Source organism: Variovorax sp. 10N420 (genome assembly GCF_056394705.1).
Genome location: NZ_JBFTIJ010000006.1, coordinates 1 through 16,526, shown reverse-complemented (window position 1 = coordinate 16,526; position 16,526 = coordinate 1). Strand labels below are relative to the sequence as shown.

Sequence of the window (16,526 nt, the reverse complement as noted above, 5' to 3'; positions counted from 1 at the left end):
CTGTCGGAGCCAGGGCGACATCAACGATCGTCACCATCGCGGCCTTCGGATGCGGGCACCGCAGGGCGCACGGACTTTTGGCTTCCGCTCAGCACCCAGCCTCTCTGGCTCGGGGCAAAGCGCGGTGCCAGCATCCCGTCGTTGATCTCACGCGTGACCGCGAAGCGGTCGAAAGAGGTTGGCGGAAGGAACAGCCGTGTGTTGTCCGCGAAGCCATCGGAGGCCGTGTCGACGTCGCCTTCAACGGCCGAAATCACGCCGTCGCCATTGGTGTCGACGCGCTTCACTTCGATCGCGTACGCGTCGAACAAGCGCTGCGGGAACGGCGTACCCGGCTCGAAGGACCTGACCCGCTCGTAGACATCGAGGTAGATCTCGTGCGCCAAGCCGCTCGGGATGAATCGCATCCGGTACTCGCGCTGTGCGTCGGCTTCCCCGTCGAACCTGTCAGGGTCGCGCGGTCCGCTGCCCATCAGCGTGCCGAGGGTGTTCGGGTTGTCGCCATAGGTCAAAGGGTTGTTCTTCATGCCGGCGGGGCCCGACCCCGGCACGAGTGAGGACAGTGCGCCGACTTGGCCGGCCTCGAAGCTGCCCGGCAAGCCGCCGGTGAATGGCAGCTCATAGGTCGGATGGGTCCAGTTCGTCGTGTAGTTGAATTCCCAGTACGAATGGCAGTCGCTTTGCTGCAGGCAGTTGTACGCCCCCATGCTCAATTGGATCGGCACGACGTTGGTCTGCCGGCTCGGGAACTGGTCATTGGCGCTTGGGAAATGCACGTCGCGCCCGTCCATCGTGAAGAATTGGCCCGGCACATTGTGCCCACCGCCCATTGCTTTCAGCGCGGCAGCGTCCTCCGCGGTGATCGTGCCGAACGCCGGCCTGCCGGACGCCGGTGCAGCCACCGGTGCGACGCGGAGATCGTGAATCATCCAGCCTTCGTACCAGCCGCTTTCGTTGTTGATGACGAACAAGCCCGAGAGGTCGGTGAAGATGTCGATGAACGCACGAACGTCGGTCGGGTCGGTCGGCAGCCCCGGTTTGGGTTCCACAACGAGCCTCACCGCTCCGATCGTGGACAGACCGCAGTCGAATCCGGTGGCGGTCAACTGCACCTGGTCGTTGACACCTGGGAACCGACTGGTGAACGGATTCGGCTCGAAGCCTGTGGTGTCGAGCAGGTAGTACTGGAACAGCTGGCTCGCCTGATCGGCTTCGGCGTAGGCCTGGGTCGGCAGTGCAGAATGCGGACGCTCGGCCAACGCCTCCAGGCGCTCCCTCAATGGATCCGGTAGATGCCGCACGTCGCCGCGTTGCTCGACGGCCTCGCCGTCGGCCCTGGCATGCGGGTTCGGATGGCAAGGCGGCGGCGGCTGGTTCGGCGCTGCGCAAGCCTCGACGCTCCACAGGCCGATGCCGCACACGGCGGCAAGGCAGGCGCCGGCAACGCGACTGAGGCGAAGCTGACGGGCGGTCGACGACGGTCGGATATTCATGGTTGCCTCCAAGCAGATCGGGACATGGACTCGGACGGCGCTTGCCGACCGGAACGGTTCATTCGCGGAGACGGACGATCGGTTCAATACCCATGTCGGCAAAAGCCCGCACGGCGTTCGCCTGGCACGGGCGGTGGCGACAGGACCCTCAATGGGCGCGCATGGCGCGACGCAGGATGTACGCGAACACGGCGACACCCGCGAGCGCCGCTGCAACCACAAGACTCACGCCTGCGTTGTCGGCATCCGAGGATGGCTTCGCAGTGGCTTCAGGCGGGTTGTTGGATTTGGATGCGTCGGCGAAGGGGTTGTAAATTGCCCCTCCGGGGCTCACCGTGGCCTCGGTCTTCGCGATATTCGAGTCATCGTCGGGCGACTCGGTGCTCTCGACCGGTCGGTGTGACACGCCACGGTGGGACGGGCCACCACCCATGACTTCGGTGCGGGCATGGGCAGGCGTCATAGTGGCAAGCACAACAAGTACCGCTCCGATATATGCTCCTGGGGTCATGCCATGCCTCGTTCGCTCGGCGCGCTCCGCAGCCGATTTTGATTCGGACGGCGCTTGCCGACCGGAACGGTTCATTCCCGGAAGCGGACGATCGGTTCAATACGCATGGATGCGCCTCAATGGCAGCCTCAGGGGTGTTCCTTGGAAGGAGAGCCGAGGATCGTACCCAACAAAAAAGCGGCCCAAAGGCCGCTTTTCTTATTCAAGGAACACCGCGGAACCGGCTCCGCCGGGCCGCTGGTGTTGCCCCCGGCAGGGGGTAGGCGAAGCGACACGAAGTGCGCGAAGCCTGGGGGCGAGTCAATCACTCAACTTTGGCTTTGGCCCGCAGTTCTTCCTGATACTTCTGCAATCGCTGCTGCTGCAGCTGCTGCACGATCTGCGGCTTCACTTCATCGAACTTCGGCAACTGCGCCTGGCGAACATCGTCCACGCGGATGATGTGATAACCGAACTGCGTCTTCACCGGTGCAGCCGTGGTCTCGCCCTTGTTGAGCTTGATCATCGCTTCGGAGAATTCGGGCACGAAGCTCGACGGCGAAGCCCAATCCAGGTCGCCGCCATTGGCGCCCGAACCCGGGTCCTTGCTTTGCTTCTTGGCGATGTCCTCGAACTTGGCACCCTTCTTCAGGTCGGCGAGGATCTTCTTGGCTTGGTCTTCGGTCTCGACGAGGATGTGACGAGCCTTGTATTCCTTGCCGCTGTTGGCGGCGGCAAACTTGTCGTATTCGGCTTTCGCGTCGGCATCCGAAACGACATTGGACTTGCGATAGTTTTCGAACAATTGGCGGATCAGGATGGCCTGGCGCGCGAGTTCGAGTTGATTCTTGTAGTCATCCGTCGCGTCGAGACCTTGCTTCTGCGCTTCCTGCATGAAGACTTCCCGGGTCACCACTTCTTCGCGCAGTTGCCCTTGCATCTCCGGCGTGACCGGGCGGCCTGCCGCGGCCAGTTGCTGTGCCAGCACGTCCATGCGCGCCTTCGGCACGGGCTTGCCGTTGACGATGGCTGCGTTCTGCGCGAGCGCCGCGAGAGGAACCGCGCCAACGAGCACGGCGGCCGCGAGGGCCTGCAAGATGTGTTTCTTCATAGGGGGAGCGAAAAACGCTGGGATAAAAAAGGGGGGAATCTTTGGCCGCACGGGGCGGCGGGTGTGATCAAGAACGCATCAAAGCGTTTCGATGGCAATCGCGTGAAGACCCTGTGCGATGAAAAGTTGCAGCGCATCATACACAAGCCGATGGCGCGCCACGCGCGGCTTGCCGGCGAACATCGGCGAGGCGATGCGAACCCGGAAATGCGTGCCGTAGCCCTCGGCGTTGGCACCCGCATGACCGGCGTGCGCAGCGCTTTCGTCGATCACTTCGAGATGCGTTGGCGCCAAAGCGTCGCGCAGCCGCGCTTCGAGATCGGCAGGCGTGGGAAGGGTCATGCGGCCGGCTCGTCGGATTTGAGATGGGGCGAGATATACAAGCCCTGCGCGATCAGGAAGACGATGGGAAACGCATAGCCCCAAAGCTTGAAGTTGACCCAGGCCTCGGTGCTGAAATACGCCGCCACATAGCCGTTGAGCACCGCCATGAAGACGCAGTAGGCGATCCAGGCGACGTTCAGGCGACCCCAGATGTTGCCGGGCAATTCGAGTTGCGCACCCAGCAACATCTTGAGGAAGTTCTTCTTGAAGACCCACAGCGCCACGCCGAGCGCCAAAGCCATCGCGCCGTAGAGCACGGTCGGCTTCCACTTGATGAACCGGTCGTCGTGCAGCACCAGCGTGAGCGTTCCGAAAAGCAGGATCAGCACCAGCGTCGCCTTCTGCATGGGCTGCAGCTTGCGCTCGGTGAACCAGATGATCGCCATCTGGATGACCGTGCCGGCCATGAGGACGCCTGTGGCGGTATAGATGTCGTATAGCTTGAACGCGCCGAAGAACAGCAGGATCGGGAAGAAGTCGAGGATCAGTTTCATGGTGTGGGTCAGTCGGTCTCGCGCTTCTGGAAATCCAGCGAGGCCGAGTTCATGCAGTAGCGCAGGCCGGTTTCGGTGGGGCCGTCCGGAAACACGTGGCCGAGGTGCGCACCGCAATTGGCGCACACGTTTTCAGTGCGGACCATCCCGTGCGAGCGGTCGACGATGTTGCGGATCGCCCCAGGCACTGCCTCTTGCGAAAAACTGGGCCAGCCGCAGCCCGCATCGAACTTGGTGGCCGATTCGAACAGCTTGGCTCCGCAGCAGACGCAATGGTAGGTGCCGTCGTCCCAGTGGGCTTCGTACTTGCCGGTGAAAGGGCGCTCCGTCGCGGCATGCCGGGTGACTTCGAAAGCGGCGGGTTCAGCGCCTTTCTCCGCGAGCAGGGCTTTCCATTCGGCGTCGGTCTTCTGGATGGGTGTGGTCATGATGAGCAGCTGATTTCAATTGTGGAAGCCCAGTCGGGCGGAAAACCGGCAAAGGCATCGTGGCCGGCATGCTCTTCAAATGGGGTTTCGAGCAGCCCGAGCAAGGTGGCAACGCCCGAATAGTCCTTTTGCTGCGCGGCTTCGATGGCTTGCTGGCCCAAGTGGTTGCGCAGCACGAACTTGGGATTGGTCTTGGTCATGAGGTCGGCCGACTGTGCCGCCGGAATGCCCGCACGGCGTTCCGAATACGAGGACAGCCAGCCGTCGATGCCGGCGCGGTCGATGAAGAGATCGCGGACGACATCGGGATTGTCGCCTGCCACAAGCCCGGAAAGTCGGCGCCAGAAGATCGTGTAGTCGACCTTTTCCTGTGCGAGCAGTTTGAGCACGCCTTCGATGAGCGCGCGATCGGACTCGGCTGATTCCGCCAAACCCAGCTTGGCGCGCATGCGGGACTCGAATTCGCTCGGGAAGACGGTCTTGTACGACTCCAGCGCCGCAACCGCCACGTCCTGCTCGCCGATCAGCGGCAGCAGCGCCTGGGCGAGGCAGAAAAGGTTCCAGTAAGCGACGTTGGGCTGCTGGTTGTACGCGTAGCGGCCCGCGGTGTCGCTGTGGTTGCAGATGTGGCCGGGGTCGAAGCCGTCGAGAAACTGGAACGGCCCGTAGTCGATGGTGAGCCCCAGGATGCTCATGTTGTCGGTGTTCATCACACCATGGCAAAAGCCGACCGCCTGCCACTGCGCCAGCAGGGCGGCCGTGCGCTCGCTGACTGCTTCGAGCAAGGCCGCGTAGGCATTGCCGTTGAAGCGGTCGGTCGTGCGGCAAGCGGGGTAGTAGCGATCGATGACGAAGTCGGCCAGGGCGCGAAGTTCTTCGTCGCGCTGGTTGGCCGCAAAGTGCTCGAAGTGTCCGAAGCGAACGAAGCTCGGCGCCACGCGGGTGACGACGGCCGCGGTTTCGAGTTCTTCGCGGCGTACGCGCGCGTCGGAACCGGTCACGCACAAGGCGCGGGTCGTCGGGATGCCCAGCGCGTGCATCGCCTCGCTGCAGAGGAATTCGCGGATGCTGGAGCGCAGCACCGCCCGGCCGTCGCCCATGCGGGAGTAGGGCGTGAGTCCGCTGCCCTTGAGCTGGACTTCGAGGCCGCTCGTGGTTTCGCCGAGCAGGATCGCCCGGCCGTCGCCGAGCTGGCCCGCCCAGACGCCGAACTGGTGCCCGCTGTAGACCGTGGCGATCGGCCGAGTACCGGCGATTGGCGCGTTTCCGGTGAAAGCCGCCAGCCCTTCGTCGGATTCGAGCCACGCGGGGTCGAGTCCGAGTGCGCGCGCGGCGGCCAGGCTGCGGCCGACCCAGTAGGGCTCCGGAAGCGGGCGAGGGCGGAGTTCGGTGAAGAATTGGGAGCCCAGGCGTGAAAAGCCGGGGACCCAGCGCAGGCCGAGGTCAATGACTTCGGCTTCGTCTGCAAGCATGCTCATGCGCGGATTGTCCCGCACCGGACCCAGCCCCCCAAACTCCAAGGGGAATGGTGCTACCGTCGCGCCCATGGACGGACTCATGGTGCGCGCTACGGCGCAAGGCAAGCTCGAAGGCGTCGACGACACCGCCGGAAGCGGTACCTACTTCTGGAAGGGTGTTCCCTTCGCCCAGCCGCCCGTTGGCGATCTGCGCTGGCGCGCTCCCATCGAACCGGCACCGTGGACCGGCATCCGCCAGGCCCGCGAATTCGGCCATGCCAGCCTGCAGATCGGCCGCATCTACGGGCCGGGCGCCAACAACACTTGCGACGCGACCATTGCCAGCACGCTGAACACACCCGTCGGCAGCGAGGATTGCCTGACGCTCAACATCTGGCGCCCCGCTGGCATCGAAGAAAAGTTGCCGGTGATGCTGTTCATCCATGGCGGCAGCAACATCTCTGGCTACAGCGCGGACCCGCTCTATGACGGCGCGAACCTGGCACGCAAGGCGAACGCCGTGGTCGTCACGGCGAACTACCGGCTCGGTATCTTCGGTTTCCTGAACATGCCGCAGTTGCGCGTCGGCGGATCGGAAGGCGACGACTCCGGCAATTTCGCGCTCCTCGACAACTTGGCGGTGCTGCGCTACATCCAGCAGAACATCGCCGTTTTCGGGGGCGATCCCGGCAATGTCACGGCCATGGGGCAGTCCGCTGGGGCCATCAATCTGCTGGCGCTGATCGCTTCGCCCCTGTCGGCCGGGCTCATTCACAAGGCGATGCCACTGAGCGGCGGGATTTCGCTCCCCAGCAACCTGCCGCAAGGCAGCCTGCCGACGCTGATGCCTGCGTCGGCCTACCTCGCCCAAGGCCACGCGCTGCTGCTGAATCTTCTGGTAGCTGACGGCAAGGCGGCCGACCTGGATGCCGCCGGGGCGTTGGCCGCCAGCCAGACGAATGAGCAAATCGCCGCGTTCATGCGATCGCTGGACGGAAAAGCGATCCTGAACACCGTCCTTGCCAAGGGCCTGACGGGCTCCGGGCCGATTCCGGATGGCGCGCTCTTGCCGACCGACCCGATTGCAGCGCTCGCGGCCGGGCGCTACGCCAGGATGCCCATGGTCGTCGGCGTCACGCGCGACGAGGGAAAGCTGTTCTCGCAGTTCCTGACGCTGTTCGGCGGCAAGCCCGGACTGAAAATCGACGACGCCACGCGCTTCACGATGATGCAGAACTTCGATCCGGATGCGCCGGGCAGCCTGACCGCGGCCGACCTCATCGATCCGTCCTACCTGCCGGTGGAAAAGCCGGATACCGGCTACGACGCGATGACCGGCAGGATCACGCAAAGCTTCATGATGCGCAGCAGGGACAACCTGCTCGACACCCTGGAAACGCAGCAGGCGAACATCTGGCATTGCCAGTTCGATTGGGCGCAGGAGCCGGCGCCGTGGGACGCCGTCTACGGTGCGGCGCACGTTTTGGATCTTGCCTTCGTCTTCGGAAATTTCGGACCGTCGCTGTTTTCCAATGTGACGAACAGCGTTGCCAACCGCGCCGGCCGCCTGGCGTTGTCGGACGCGATGATCGCGAGCATCGCCGCCTTCCTCCGCACTGGCGATCCGAACACGCCGGAGCTCGGTGCCCACTGGGCGCCCTGGCCCTCGAAGATCGTCTTTGATGCCAGTCCAGACGCCGCCCGAATCCACGCGCAACAGGCGCAATAAACCTGCCCCGCAGGGGTGATCAGAAGCCCGCAACTGCGGGTTTGTGTCATTGTGTGCGGTGCACAACATCGGCGAACCTCGGGCGGTAAGGGATCGCCGCTTCGGCGCCCCGTTTTCAAGAAGCCCATTCAACAAGGAGCCACTAGATGCTGGGTTTGATGCAGGACCAACCATTGCTGATCTCGTCGCTGATCGAGTTCGCAGAGCGCCATCACGGCGACGCGGAAATCGTTTCGCGGCGGGTGGAGGGCGACATCCATCGCTCCACCTGGAAAGAGATCGCGTCCCGCTCCCGCCAGGTCGCCAATGCGCTCGACGATGAGCAGCTGCTGTTCAGCGACCGCGTGGCAACTCTCGCCTGGAACGGGTATCGCCATCTGGAGCTGTATTACGGCGTGAGCGGCTCCGGTCGCGTGCTGCACACGATCAATCCGCGGCTGCACCCCGATCAGATCGCGTGGATTGCCAACCATGCCGAAGACCAGATCCTGTGCTTCGACACGAGCTTCCTTCCGCTCATCCAGGCGGTGCACGCCAAGTGCACGACCGTGCGCAAATGGATCGCGCTCTGCGATGCGGACAAGCTGCCAGCGGACACCGGCATCCCCAATCTCGTCAGCTACGAGGCGTGGATGAGCCAGCGCTCCACCGACTACGCGTGGCCGAGCTTCGATGAAAACTCCGCGTCGAGCATGTGCTACACGAGTGGCACCACCGGCAATCCAAAGGCGGCGCTCTACAGTCATCGCTCGACCCTGCTGCATGCATACGCCGCGGCCTTGCCCGACGTGATGATGTTTTCGGCGCGCGACTCGATCTTGCCCGTGGTGCCGATGTTCCACGTCAACGCCTGGGGCATTCCGTACTCGGCCGCTCTGGTCGGCGCCAAGGTGGTCTTCCCCGGACCGGCCCTGGACGGCAAATCGGTTTACGACTTGATCGAAGCCGAGAAGGTGAATGTCGCCGCCGGCGTGCCGACGGTCTGGCAGATGCTGCTGGGGCACCTGCAGGCCAACGGGCTCAGGTTCTCCACGCTCAAGCGCACGGTCATCGGCGGTTCCGCATGCCCGCCGGCGATGATCAACGCGTTCCAGCAGCAATACGGCGTGGAAGTGCTGCACGCCTGGGGCATGACCGAGATGTCGCCGCTGGGCACGCTCTGCACTTTGAAGAACAAGCACCTCGACATGTCGCCCGAGCAGCAGACCGCCATCCGCATGAAGCAGGGCCGGGCGATCTTCGGTGTGGACATGAAGATCATCGACGGGGACGGCAAGGAACTGCCCTGGGACGGCAAGGCTTATGGCGACCTGCTGGTCAAGGGGCCGTGGGTGGTCAAGGAATATTTCAAGGGCGAAGGCGGCAATCCGCTGATGCCCGACGAAAACGGCCGCGGCTGGTTCCCGACCGGCGACGTTGCAACCATCGACGCCGACGGCTTTCTCCAGATCACCGACCGCAGCAAGGACGTGATCAAGTCCGGCGGCGAATGGATCAGTTCGATCGACATCGAGAACATCGCCGTGGCGCATCCGTGTGTTGCCATGGCGGCCTGCATCGGCGTCGCGCACCCCAAGTGGGACGAACGGCCCATCGTCGCCATCGTGAAGAAGCCCGGAAGCGAGGTTTCGCGCGACGAACTGCTGGCCTTCTACGAGGGCAAGACAGCCAAGTGGCAGATTCCCGATGACGTGGTGTTCGTGGATGCGATTCCGATCGGTGCGACCGGCAAGATCCTGAAGACGCGCCTGCGCGAGCAACTGCGCGATTACCGGCTTCCGACCGTCTGATGAGGCCGTTCTACCGGCCGGTAGCACCAACGGCTTGTACCGTGTCGCATGAGTGATAGAAACCGCCTTCCCGGCGGTTCCCTTACGGGCATTCCCTGACGGGCGAGGTTCCAAACACTTGTAATCTCGTGCCGCATTCCGACAGCTTGACCCAGGAGACTCACAATGAAGTTCGCTCTGAAAATTGCAACTGCCGCCATCCTTGTAGCGAGCGCCACCGGCGCCTTCGCTCAAAAGGGTGAAACCGTCAAAATCGCATGGCTCGATCCGCTCTCGGGTCTGATGGCAGCGGTCGGGACCAACCAGCTCAAGACCTTCCAGTTCTTTGCCGAGGAGTTCAACAAGAAGAACGCCGCAGGCGTGAAGTTCGAGATCATCGGCATCGACAACAAGCTCAGCCCGCAGGAAACCACGAGCGCATTGCGCTCTGCAATGGACCAGGGCGCGCGCTACATCGTCCAGGGCAACGGCTCCGGCCCGGCGCTGGCGATCATCGATGCGCTCGAGAAGAACAACGCGCGCAATCCGGGCAAGGAAGCGCTCTACCTGAATTACGCTGCGGTCGACCCCGAGCTGACCAACTCCAAGTGCAGCTATTGGCAATACCGCTTCGACGCCGACACGTCGATGAAGATGGAAGCGCTGACCACCTACATGAAGGAACAGCCGGAGATCAAGAAGGTCTACATCATCGGCCAGAACTATTCGCACGGGCAGCAGGTCTCCAAGTACGCCAAGGAAGACCTCAAGGCCAAGCGTCCTGACATCGAGATCGTCGGCGACGACCTGCATCCGCTGGCCCAGGTGCGCGACTTTGCACCGTACATCGCCAAGATCAAACAGTCGGGCGCCGACACCGTGATCACCGGCAACTGGGGTTCCGACCTGGCGCTCCTGATCAAGGCCGCCAACGACGCCGGCCTGAACGTGAAGTTCTACACCTACTACGCCGTGACGACCGGCACGCCCACCGCCATGGGCGCGGCTTCGGACGGCAAGGTCTACCAGGTCGGCTACGCCCACTACAACATGGGCGGCGACATGCAGAGATACGCCAACGAATTCAAGAAGAAGTTCAACGACGACCTCTACACGAGCGACATTTACACCGTGTTCGCTGCGCTGACCGAGGCCTTCGTGAAGGCCAAGTCGACCGACCCGGTGAAGGTCGCCGCGGCCATGGAGGGCCTGCGCTTCAAGAGCTTCAACGGTGACGTCGAACTGCGCAAGTCCGATCACCAGATGCAGCAGGGCCTCTACATTGCACGTTGGGAAAAGGCGAGCGCCAAGTATCCCTACAGCCCTGAGAACACCGGCTACACGCTCGCACCTGTGAAGTACTACGACGCCTATGTCGCCAGCACGCCCACGACGTGCCAGATGAAGCGGCCCAGCCCCTGATTCGATGACAGCACATTGACCGGTCGAGGCCCGACTTCAAAACTCGGGCCTCTTTTTTTTCCTAGCGATCCCAAGGACCGATGAACGTCGAATTCTTCGTCATCTCGCTGCTCAACGGCGTCAGCTACGGCTTGCTGTTGTTCATGCTGAGCTCTGGCCTGACCCTGATCTTCAGCATGATGGGCGTGCTGAATTTCGCTCACACCAGTTTCTACATGCTGGGCGCGTACTTCGCGTTCAGCATCTCGCAGGTCATCGGCTTCTGGCCGGCGCTGATCCTGTCGCCGTTGATCGTGTTCGCGCTTGGCGCAGCCTTCGAGCGCTACTGCCTGCGCCGCGTCCACAAGTTCGGCCATGTCCCTGAACTGCTCGTCACCTTCGGGCTTTCCTACCTGATCCTCGAAGTCGTGCAGTTGGTGTGGGGTCGCTCCACCGTGCCGTATGGCTTGCCGACCCAGTTGCAGGGTCCACTTTTCACGCTCTTCGGCACGCAGTTTCCGAAGTCGCGCTCCTTCATCATGCTCGTCGCGATGCTGATGCTGCTGTCCGTGTGGCTGCTGCTGACGCGCACGCGCATCGGGCTTGTGATCCAGGCGGCACTCAAGCATCCCGAGATGGTCGAGGCGCTCGGACACAACGTGCCGCGCGTCTTCATGCTGGTCTTCGGCGGGGGGGCGGCGCTTGCCGGCCTTGCCGGGGTGATCGGCGGCAATACCTACGTCACCGAACCGGCCATGGCCGCGTCGGTCGGCTCCATCATCTTCGTCGTCGTGGTTGTGGGCGGCATGGGATCGCTGGCGGGTGCGTTCCTCGCGTCGCTGCTGATCGGCATCATCCAGACTTTCGCGGTCGCGATGGATCAATCCTTCGCGGGTGGACTTCAGATGCTAGGACTCACGGTGACGGACCAGACGCCAGGCTACGAGTTGCTTCGCCTCACGATTTCGCAGGTTGCGCCGATTCTTCCCTACCTGTTCCTGGTGCTCATGCTCATCTTCAGGCCCAAGGGTCTGCTCGGCACGCGGGAAGACTAGGATGAAGCTCGCCCCCAGTCTTCGCGCACTTTGTGTCGCTGCGCCAACCCCCTGCCGGGGGCAACACCAGCGGCCCGGCAAAGCCGGTTCCGCGGTATTCCCGGCCTTGACTACGCCAGTCTCACGCGTCGTGGGTCCCGCCTCACGCGGTGGAGCACTGATATGAATCAGCAGAATACACAACCCATTCAAGCAGTCGGCGATAGCAGAGCGGCGCGGCCGTATCAGCGCGCCAAGCCATCGAACGTCTCGCGCATGGTGATCTGGTCGGTGTTCGCGATCGCGCTGATCGTGGCGCCGCTGGTCTTCAAGAGCAGCCTCGCGCTCACGATGCTCTCGCAGATCGGCTATCTCATCATCATCTGCCTGAGCTACAACATGCTGCTGGGGCAGGGCGGGATGCTGAGCTTCGGTCATGCGGTGTATGTGGGCATGGGGTCGTTCATTGCCATTCACACGATGAACCTCGCAGCCAAAGGCAGCGTTCCGGTCCCGCTTGTGCTGATCCCGCTCGTGGGTGGCCTCGGCGGCATGGTCTTCGCCATCCTGTTCGGCTACGTGACGACGAAGAAGGCCGGCACGACCTTCGCGATGATCACCCTCGGGATCGGCGAACTGGTGGCTTCGATGGCGCTGATGTTCCCGAGCTTCTTCGGCGGCGAAGGTGGCATCACGACCAACCGCGTCTATGGCACGCCGTTTCTCGGGTTCACCTTCGGGCCGCAGATGCAGGTGTATTACCTCATCGCGGTGTATTGCTTCATCTGCACGGGGCTGATGTATGCCTTCACGGGCACGCCGCTCGGCCGCATTCTCAACGCAGTGCGCGACAACCCCGAGCGGGTGGCCTTCATCGGCTACAACACGCAGCGCGTGCGCTACTTCGCGTTCATCATCGCGGGCTTCTTTGCGGGCATTGGCGGCGGGCTGGCAGCGATCAACTTCGAGATCGTCAACGCAGCGGACAGCCTGAGCGGCATCCGTTCGGGCGGCTACCTGCTCTTCACCTTCCTGGGCGGGGCGACCTTCTTCTTCGGGCCGATCATCGGCGCGGTGCTGCTGGTGTTCGCCTCGGTGCTGCTTTCCGAACTGAGCAAAGCCTGGCTGCTGTACCTGGGCCTGGTCTTCCTCTTCATGGTGATGTTCGCGCCGGGTGGCGTGGCCAGCCTGATCATGATGAACCTGCGGGTCGCCAAGTTCGGCAAGTTCCATCGCTTCTGGGCGCTCTATGTGGGCCTGATCGCCACGGGCGCGCTCATGGTCGCGGGTGCCGCTGCCATTGTCGAGATGATCTATCACATGCAACTCAACGCAGCGCTGGGGCCCGAGTTGCCCTTCGCCGGGCTGACGCTCGACACTTCATCGAGCACGAGCTGGACGACCGCCGCGGCGCTGTTCTTCGTCGGGCTGGGTCTGTTCGAGATCGTGCGGCGCCGCTTCGTCCGCGCCTGGGGCCATGCGCAAGAAGAAATCGAAGCCGAGATCAAGCGGAGGGAAGCGGCATGACCCGCGCACTCGAACTCAAAGACCTGCGCAAGAGCTTCGGCAAGACGGAGATCATCCGCGGTGTCGACCTGGCCATCGAGGCCGGCGACCGCATCGGCATCATCGGCCCCAACGGGGCGGGCAAGTCGACGCTGTTCAACCTGATCAGCGGGAGGCTCGCGCCCACCAGTGGCGAAGTGCTGCTGAACGGCCAGCGCGTGGACGGCAAGCAGCCCTTCGAGATCAACCGGCTCGGGCTGTCGCGCAGCTTTCAGATCACCAACATCTTTCCGAAGCTCAGCGTCTTCGAGAACCTGCGCTGCGGCGTTCTGTGGAGCCTGGGCTATCGCTACAGCTTCCTGCGCTTTCTGTCGAGGCTCGACGATGCGAACGAACGCACAGAGGAGTTGATTCACCAGGTCGGCCTGGACAAGAAGCGCGACGTGCTCGCGGTGAACCTCACCTATGCGGAGCAACGCGCGCTGGAGATCGGCGTCACCATTGCCGGCGGCGCCAACGTCATCCTGCTCGACGAGCCGACTGCCGGCATGAGCAAGACCGAGACGTCGCACTTCATCGCGCTGATCAAGCAGGTCACGGTCGGCAAGACGCTGCTGACGGTGGAGCACGACATGGGCGTGGTGTTCGGCTTGGCCGACAAGATCGCGGTGGTTGTCTATGGCGAGGTCATCGCGTTCGACACACCGGCCGCCGTGCGCGCCAATCCGCGCGTCCAGGAAGCTTACCTGGGCTCCTCGGTCGCCGATGCGCAAGGGGCTGGACACTGACATGCTGAAGCTTCACGACATCCACGCCTATTACGGCAAGAGCCATGTGTTGCATGGTGTTTCGTTTGACGTTGGCCCCGGGGAGATCGTGGCACTTCTGGGCCGCAACGGCTCCGGGCGCTCGACCACGGCAAAGGCCATCATGGGCCTCGTTCACGCCGAAGGCACTCTGCAGTGGAAAGAGCAGGACATCCTGCGCCGCAAGGCGTATGAGATTGCTCACCAGGGCATCGGCTATGTGCCCGAGAACCGCGACATCTTTCCGAAGCTGACGGTGCATCAGAACCTGCTGCTCGGACAAAAAGGCAAGGGCAAGGGCAGTCGCTGGTCGTTCGAAGACATGTACACCATGTTCCCGCGGCTGAAGGAGCGCCAGCACACCGAAGCAGGCGTCCTGTCGGGCGGCGAACAGCAGATGCTGACGCTCTGCCGCACGCTGATGGGCGATCCTGATCTGATCATCATCGACGAGCCGACCGAAGGTCTCGCGCCGAAGATCGTCGAACTGGTGGGGGAGTACCTGCGCACCCTGAAGGACAAGGGTGTGTCGGTGCTTTTGATCGAGCAGAAGCTGACCATCGCCATGCAGATTTCGGACCGCGCGCTGGTGATGGGCCACGGAAGCATCGTCTTCGATGGCACGCCTGATTCGCTCCGCGCAGACGCTGCCACTCGCAAGGAATGGCTGGAGGTCTAGCTCGCCCCCAGGCTTCGCGCACTTCGTGTCGCTTCGCCTACCCCCTACCGGGGGCAATACCAGCGGCCCTGCTAAGCCGGTTCCGCGGTATTTCTGGGATTGGGGCAGGTCGTGGGGGTGAGGGGCTGCAATGAATTTGTCTCCGCAGCGACTTGGGGCTGTTGCCCACGCATGCGAAACGCCTAGAATTTCACCAAAAAAAGAACACTCGTGCTTTTTAAGTGCGAAGGTTGTGGTGCCGAGGGTGCCATGGCTTTCGAAGACCGGTTTTTTCGATCCTCTCCCATCCCAAAGGAACGCAGCATGACGGCTGAATACAAAGTGCTCGGCGATGTCGCCGTGATCACCATGACCAACCCCCCGGTCAATGGCCTCGGATTCTCGACACGCATCGGCATCACCGACGGTCTCGCCAAGGCGATCGACGATCCGGCCGTCAAGTCGATCGTCATCACCGGTGCCGGCAAGGCTTTCTCGGGCGGCGCGGACATCAAGGAATTCGGCACGCCGAAGGCCCTGCAAGAGCCGAACCTGCTGAGCGTCATCCTCGCGCTCGAAGCGTCGACCAAGCCGATCGTCGCCGCGATCCACTCCGTGTGCATGGGTGGCGGTCTCGAGCTCGCGCTCGGCTGTCACTACCGCGTCGCGGCACCGGGCACCAGCATTGCGTTGCCCGAAGTCAAGCTGGGGCTCATCCCCGGTGCCGGCGGCACGCAGCGCCTGCCGCGCGTGCTCGGCGTCGAAACCGCGCTCAACATGATCGTGAGCGGCGAGCCGGTCAAGAGCGAATTGCTCGCTTCGCTGCCCGGCCAGAAGCTGTTCGACAAGCTCGCCGGATCGGCAGAGTCCCTGTTCGATGAAGCGGTCGAGTTCGCGAAATCCGTTGCCGGCAAGACCGGCGAGGCACTGCCGCTGGTGCGCAACCTGCCATGCAAGCACCCGCAGGGCGACGCGTATTTCGCGTTCGCGCGCAACATGGTGGGCGGCATGTCGAAGAACTATCCGGCGCCGTTGAAGTGCGTCGACGCAGTCCAAGCCGCGACGAAGATGAAGTTCGACGACGGCATGGCCGAAGAGCGCCGCATCTTCACGGCGCTGATGTTCACGCCCGAATCGATGGCGCTGCGACACCTGTTCATGGCGGAACGCGCGGCTTCTCGCATTCCGGACGTGCCGGAAGACACGCCCCAGCGCGCCATCAAGTCCGTCGGCGTGATCGGCGCGGGCACCATGGGCGGCGGCATCTCGATGAATTTCCTGAATGCGGGCATCCCCGTCAAGATTCTCGAAATGAAGCAGGAGGCGCTCGATCGCGGCATCGCCACCATCAAGAAGAACTATGAATCCCAGGTCAAGAAGGGCAAGCTCAAGCAGGACAAGTACGAGCAGCGCATGGCGCTCCTGAGCACCACGCTCGACTACAACGACTTGAAGGACGCGGACCTCATCATCGAGGCGGTGTTCGAAGAACTGGGCGTCAAGGAAAAAGTCTTCAAGGAACTGGACCGCGTCGCCAAGCCCGGTGCCATCCTGGCGTCGAACACCTCCACGCTGGACGTCGACAAGATTGCCGCCTTCACGAAGCGTCCGCAGGATGTGGTCGGCATGCACTTCTTCAGCCCCGCCAACGTGATGAAGCTGCTCGAAGTCGTGCGCGGCAAGGCAACGGCCAAGGACGTGCTCGCGACGGTCATGTCCACGGCCAAGAAGATCAAGAAGACGGCAGTGGTCTCCGGCGTGTGCGA

15 protein-coding genes are annotated in these 16,526 nt (G+C 63.0%); 8 read left to right on the top strand and 7 right to left on the bottom strand.

Annotation, left to right across the window (positions count from 1 at the left end):
• Window positions 1-20 precede the first annotated feature (20 nt).
• The 7 genes from AC1DEK_RS16485 to AC1DEK_RS16455 form a co-directional block, all read right to left on the bottom strand.
• Window positions 21-1,493 carry a hypothetical protein gene (locus tag AC1DEK_RS16485; protein ID WP_478126346.1) on the bottom strand — a complete coding sequence of 491 codons (1,473 nt, stop codon included), beginning with the start codon at window positions 1,491-1,493 and terminating at the stop codon, window positions 21-23.
• A gap of 148 nt (window positions 1,494-1,641) precedes the next feature.
• A complete protein-coding gene (locus AC1DEK_RS16480; RefSeq protein WP_478126345.1) occupies window positions 1,642-2,004 on the bottom strand; it encodes a hypothetical protein in 363 nt (120 codons plus the stop codon).
• 304 nt (window positions 2,005-2,308) lie between these two features.
• Entirely contained in the window at window positions 2,309-3,094 is a 786-nt protein-coding gene (locus AC1DEK_RS16475; protein ID WP_478126344.1) for a peptidylprolyl isomerase, read from the bottom strand.
• A gap of 78 nt (window positions 3,095-3,172) precedes the next feature.
• Window positions 3,173-3,436: a BolA family protein gene (locus AC1DEK_RS16470; protein WP_478126343.1), complete on the bottom strand. Its 264-nt coding sequence runs from the start codon at window positions 3,434-3,436 to the stop codon at window positions 3,173-3,175.
• A complete protein-coding gene (locus AC1DEK_RS16465) occupies window positions 3,433-3,972 on the bottom strand; it encodes a septation protein A (RefSeq protein WP_478126342.1) in 540 nt (179 codons plus the stop codon). The genes AC1DEK_RS16470 and AC1DEK_RS16465 overlap by 4 nt, the downstream gene beginning before the upstream one ends.
• A gap of 8 nt (window positions 3,973-3,980) precedes the next feature.
• The gene (gene msrB / locus AC1DEK_RS16460) at window positions 3,981-4,400 is read right to left on the bottom strand and encodes a peptide-methionine (R)-S-oxide reductase MsrB (protein ID WP_478126341.1); all 420 of its coding nucleotides are present in this window, start codon (window positions 4,398-4,400) and stop codon (window positions 3,981-3,983) included.
• Window positions 4,397-5,878, bottom strand: a complete 1,482-nt coding sequence (locus AC1DEK_RS16455; RefSeq protein WP_478126340.1) for a protein adenylyltransferase SelO — start codon at window positions 5,876-5,878, stop codon at window positions 4,397-4,399. The genes msrB and AC1DEK_RS16455 overlap by 4 nt, the downstream gene beginning before the upstream one ends.
• Window positions 5,879-5,945: 67 nt before the next feature.
• Here AC1DEK_RS16455 and AC1DEK_RS16450 point away from each other — a divergent pair, with 67 nt between their 5' ends.
• The 8 genes from AC1DEK_RS16450 to AC1DEK_RS16415 all read left to right on the top strand — a co-directional run.
• Window positions 5,946-7,586 carry a carboxylesterase/lipase family protein gene (locus AC1DEK_RS16450; protein ID WP_478126339.1) on the top strand — a complete coding sequence of 547 codons (1,641 nt, stop codon included), beginning with the start codon at window positions 5,946-5,948 and terminating at the stop codon, window positions 7,584-7,586.
• Window positions 7,587-7,732: 146 nt separating this feature from the next.
• On the top strand, window positions 7,733-9,376 hold the full coding sequence (locus AC1DEK_RS16445) for a 3-(methylthio)propionyl-CoA ligase (protein ID WP_478126338.1): 1,644 nt from the start codon (window positions 7,733-7,735) through the stop codon (window positions 9,374-9,376).
• Between the two features lie 165 nt (window positions 9,377-9,541).
• Window positions 9,542-10,777, top strand: coding sequence for a branched-chain amino acid ABC transporter substrate-binding protein (locus tag AC1DEK_RS16440; RefSeq protein WP_478126337.1), 1,236 nt, complete (start codon window positions 9,542-9,544; stop codon window positions 10,775-10,777).
• Between the two features lie 80 nt (window positions 10,778-10,857).
• The gene (locus AC1DEK_RS16435; protein ID WP_478126336.1) at window positions 10,858-11,811 is read left to right on the top strand and encodes a branched-chain amino acid ABC transporter permease; all 954 of its coding nucleotides are present in this window, start codon (window positions 10,858-10,860) and stop codon (window positions 11,809-11,811) included.
• Window positions 11,812-11,973: 162 nt separating this feature from the next.
• Complete coding sequence (locus AC1DEK_RS16430; protein WP_478126335.1) at window positions 11,974-13,317, top strand: branched-chain amino acid ABC transporter permease; 1,344 nt, start codon at window positions 11,974-11,976, stop codon at window positions 13,315-13,317.
• Complete coding sequence (locus AC1DEK_RS16425; RefSeq protein WP_478126334.1) at window positions 13,314-14,084, top strand: ABC transporter ATP-binding protein; 771 nt, start codon at window positions 13,314-13,316, stop codon at window positions 14,082-14,084. Before AC1DEK_RS16430 ends, AC1DEK_RS16425 begins: the two co-directional genes overlap by 4 nt.
• A gap of 1 nt (window position 14,085) precedes the next feature.
• A complete protein-coding gene (locus AC1DEK_RS16420) occupies window positions 14,086-14,781 on the top strand; it encodes an ABC transporter ATP-binding protein (RefSeq protein ID WP_478126333.1) in 696 nt (231 codons plus the stop codon).
• Between the two features lie 303 nt (window positions 14,782-15,084).
• Window positions 15,085-16,526 (top strand): 3-hydroxyacyl-CoA dehydrogenase NAD-binding domain-containing protein (locus AC1DEK_RS16415; RefSeq protein WP_478126332.1); only part of this gene is annotated, 1,442 nt, incomplete at its 3' end.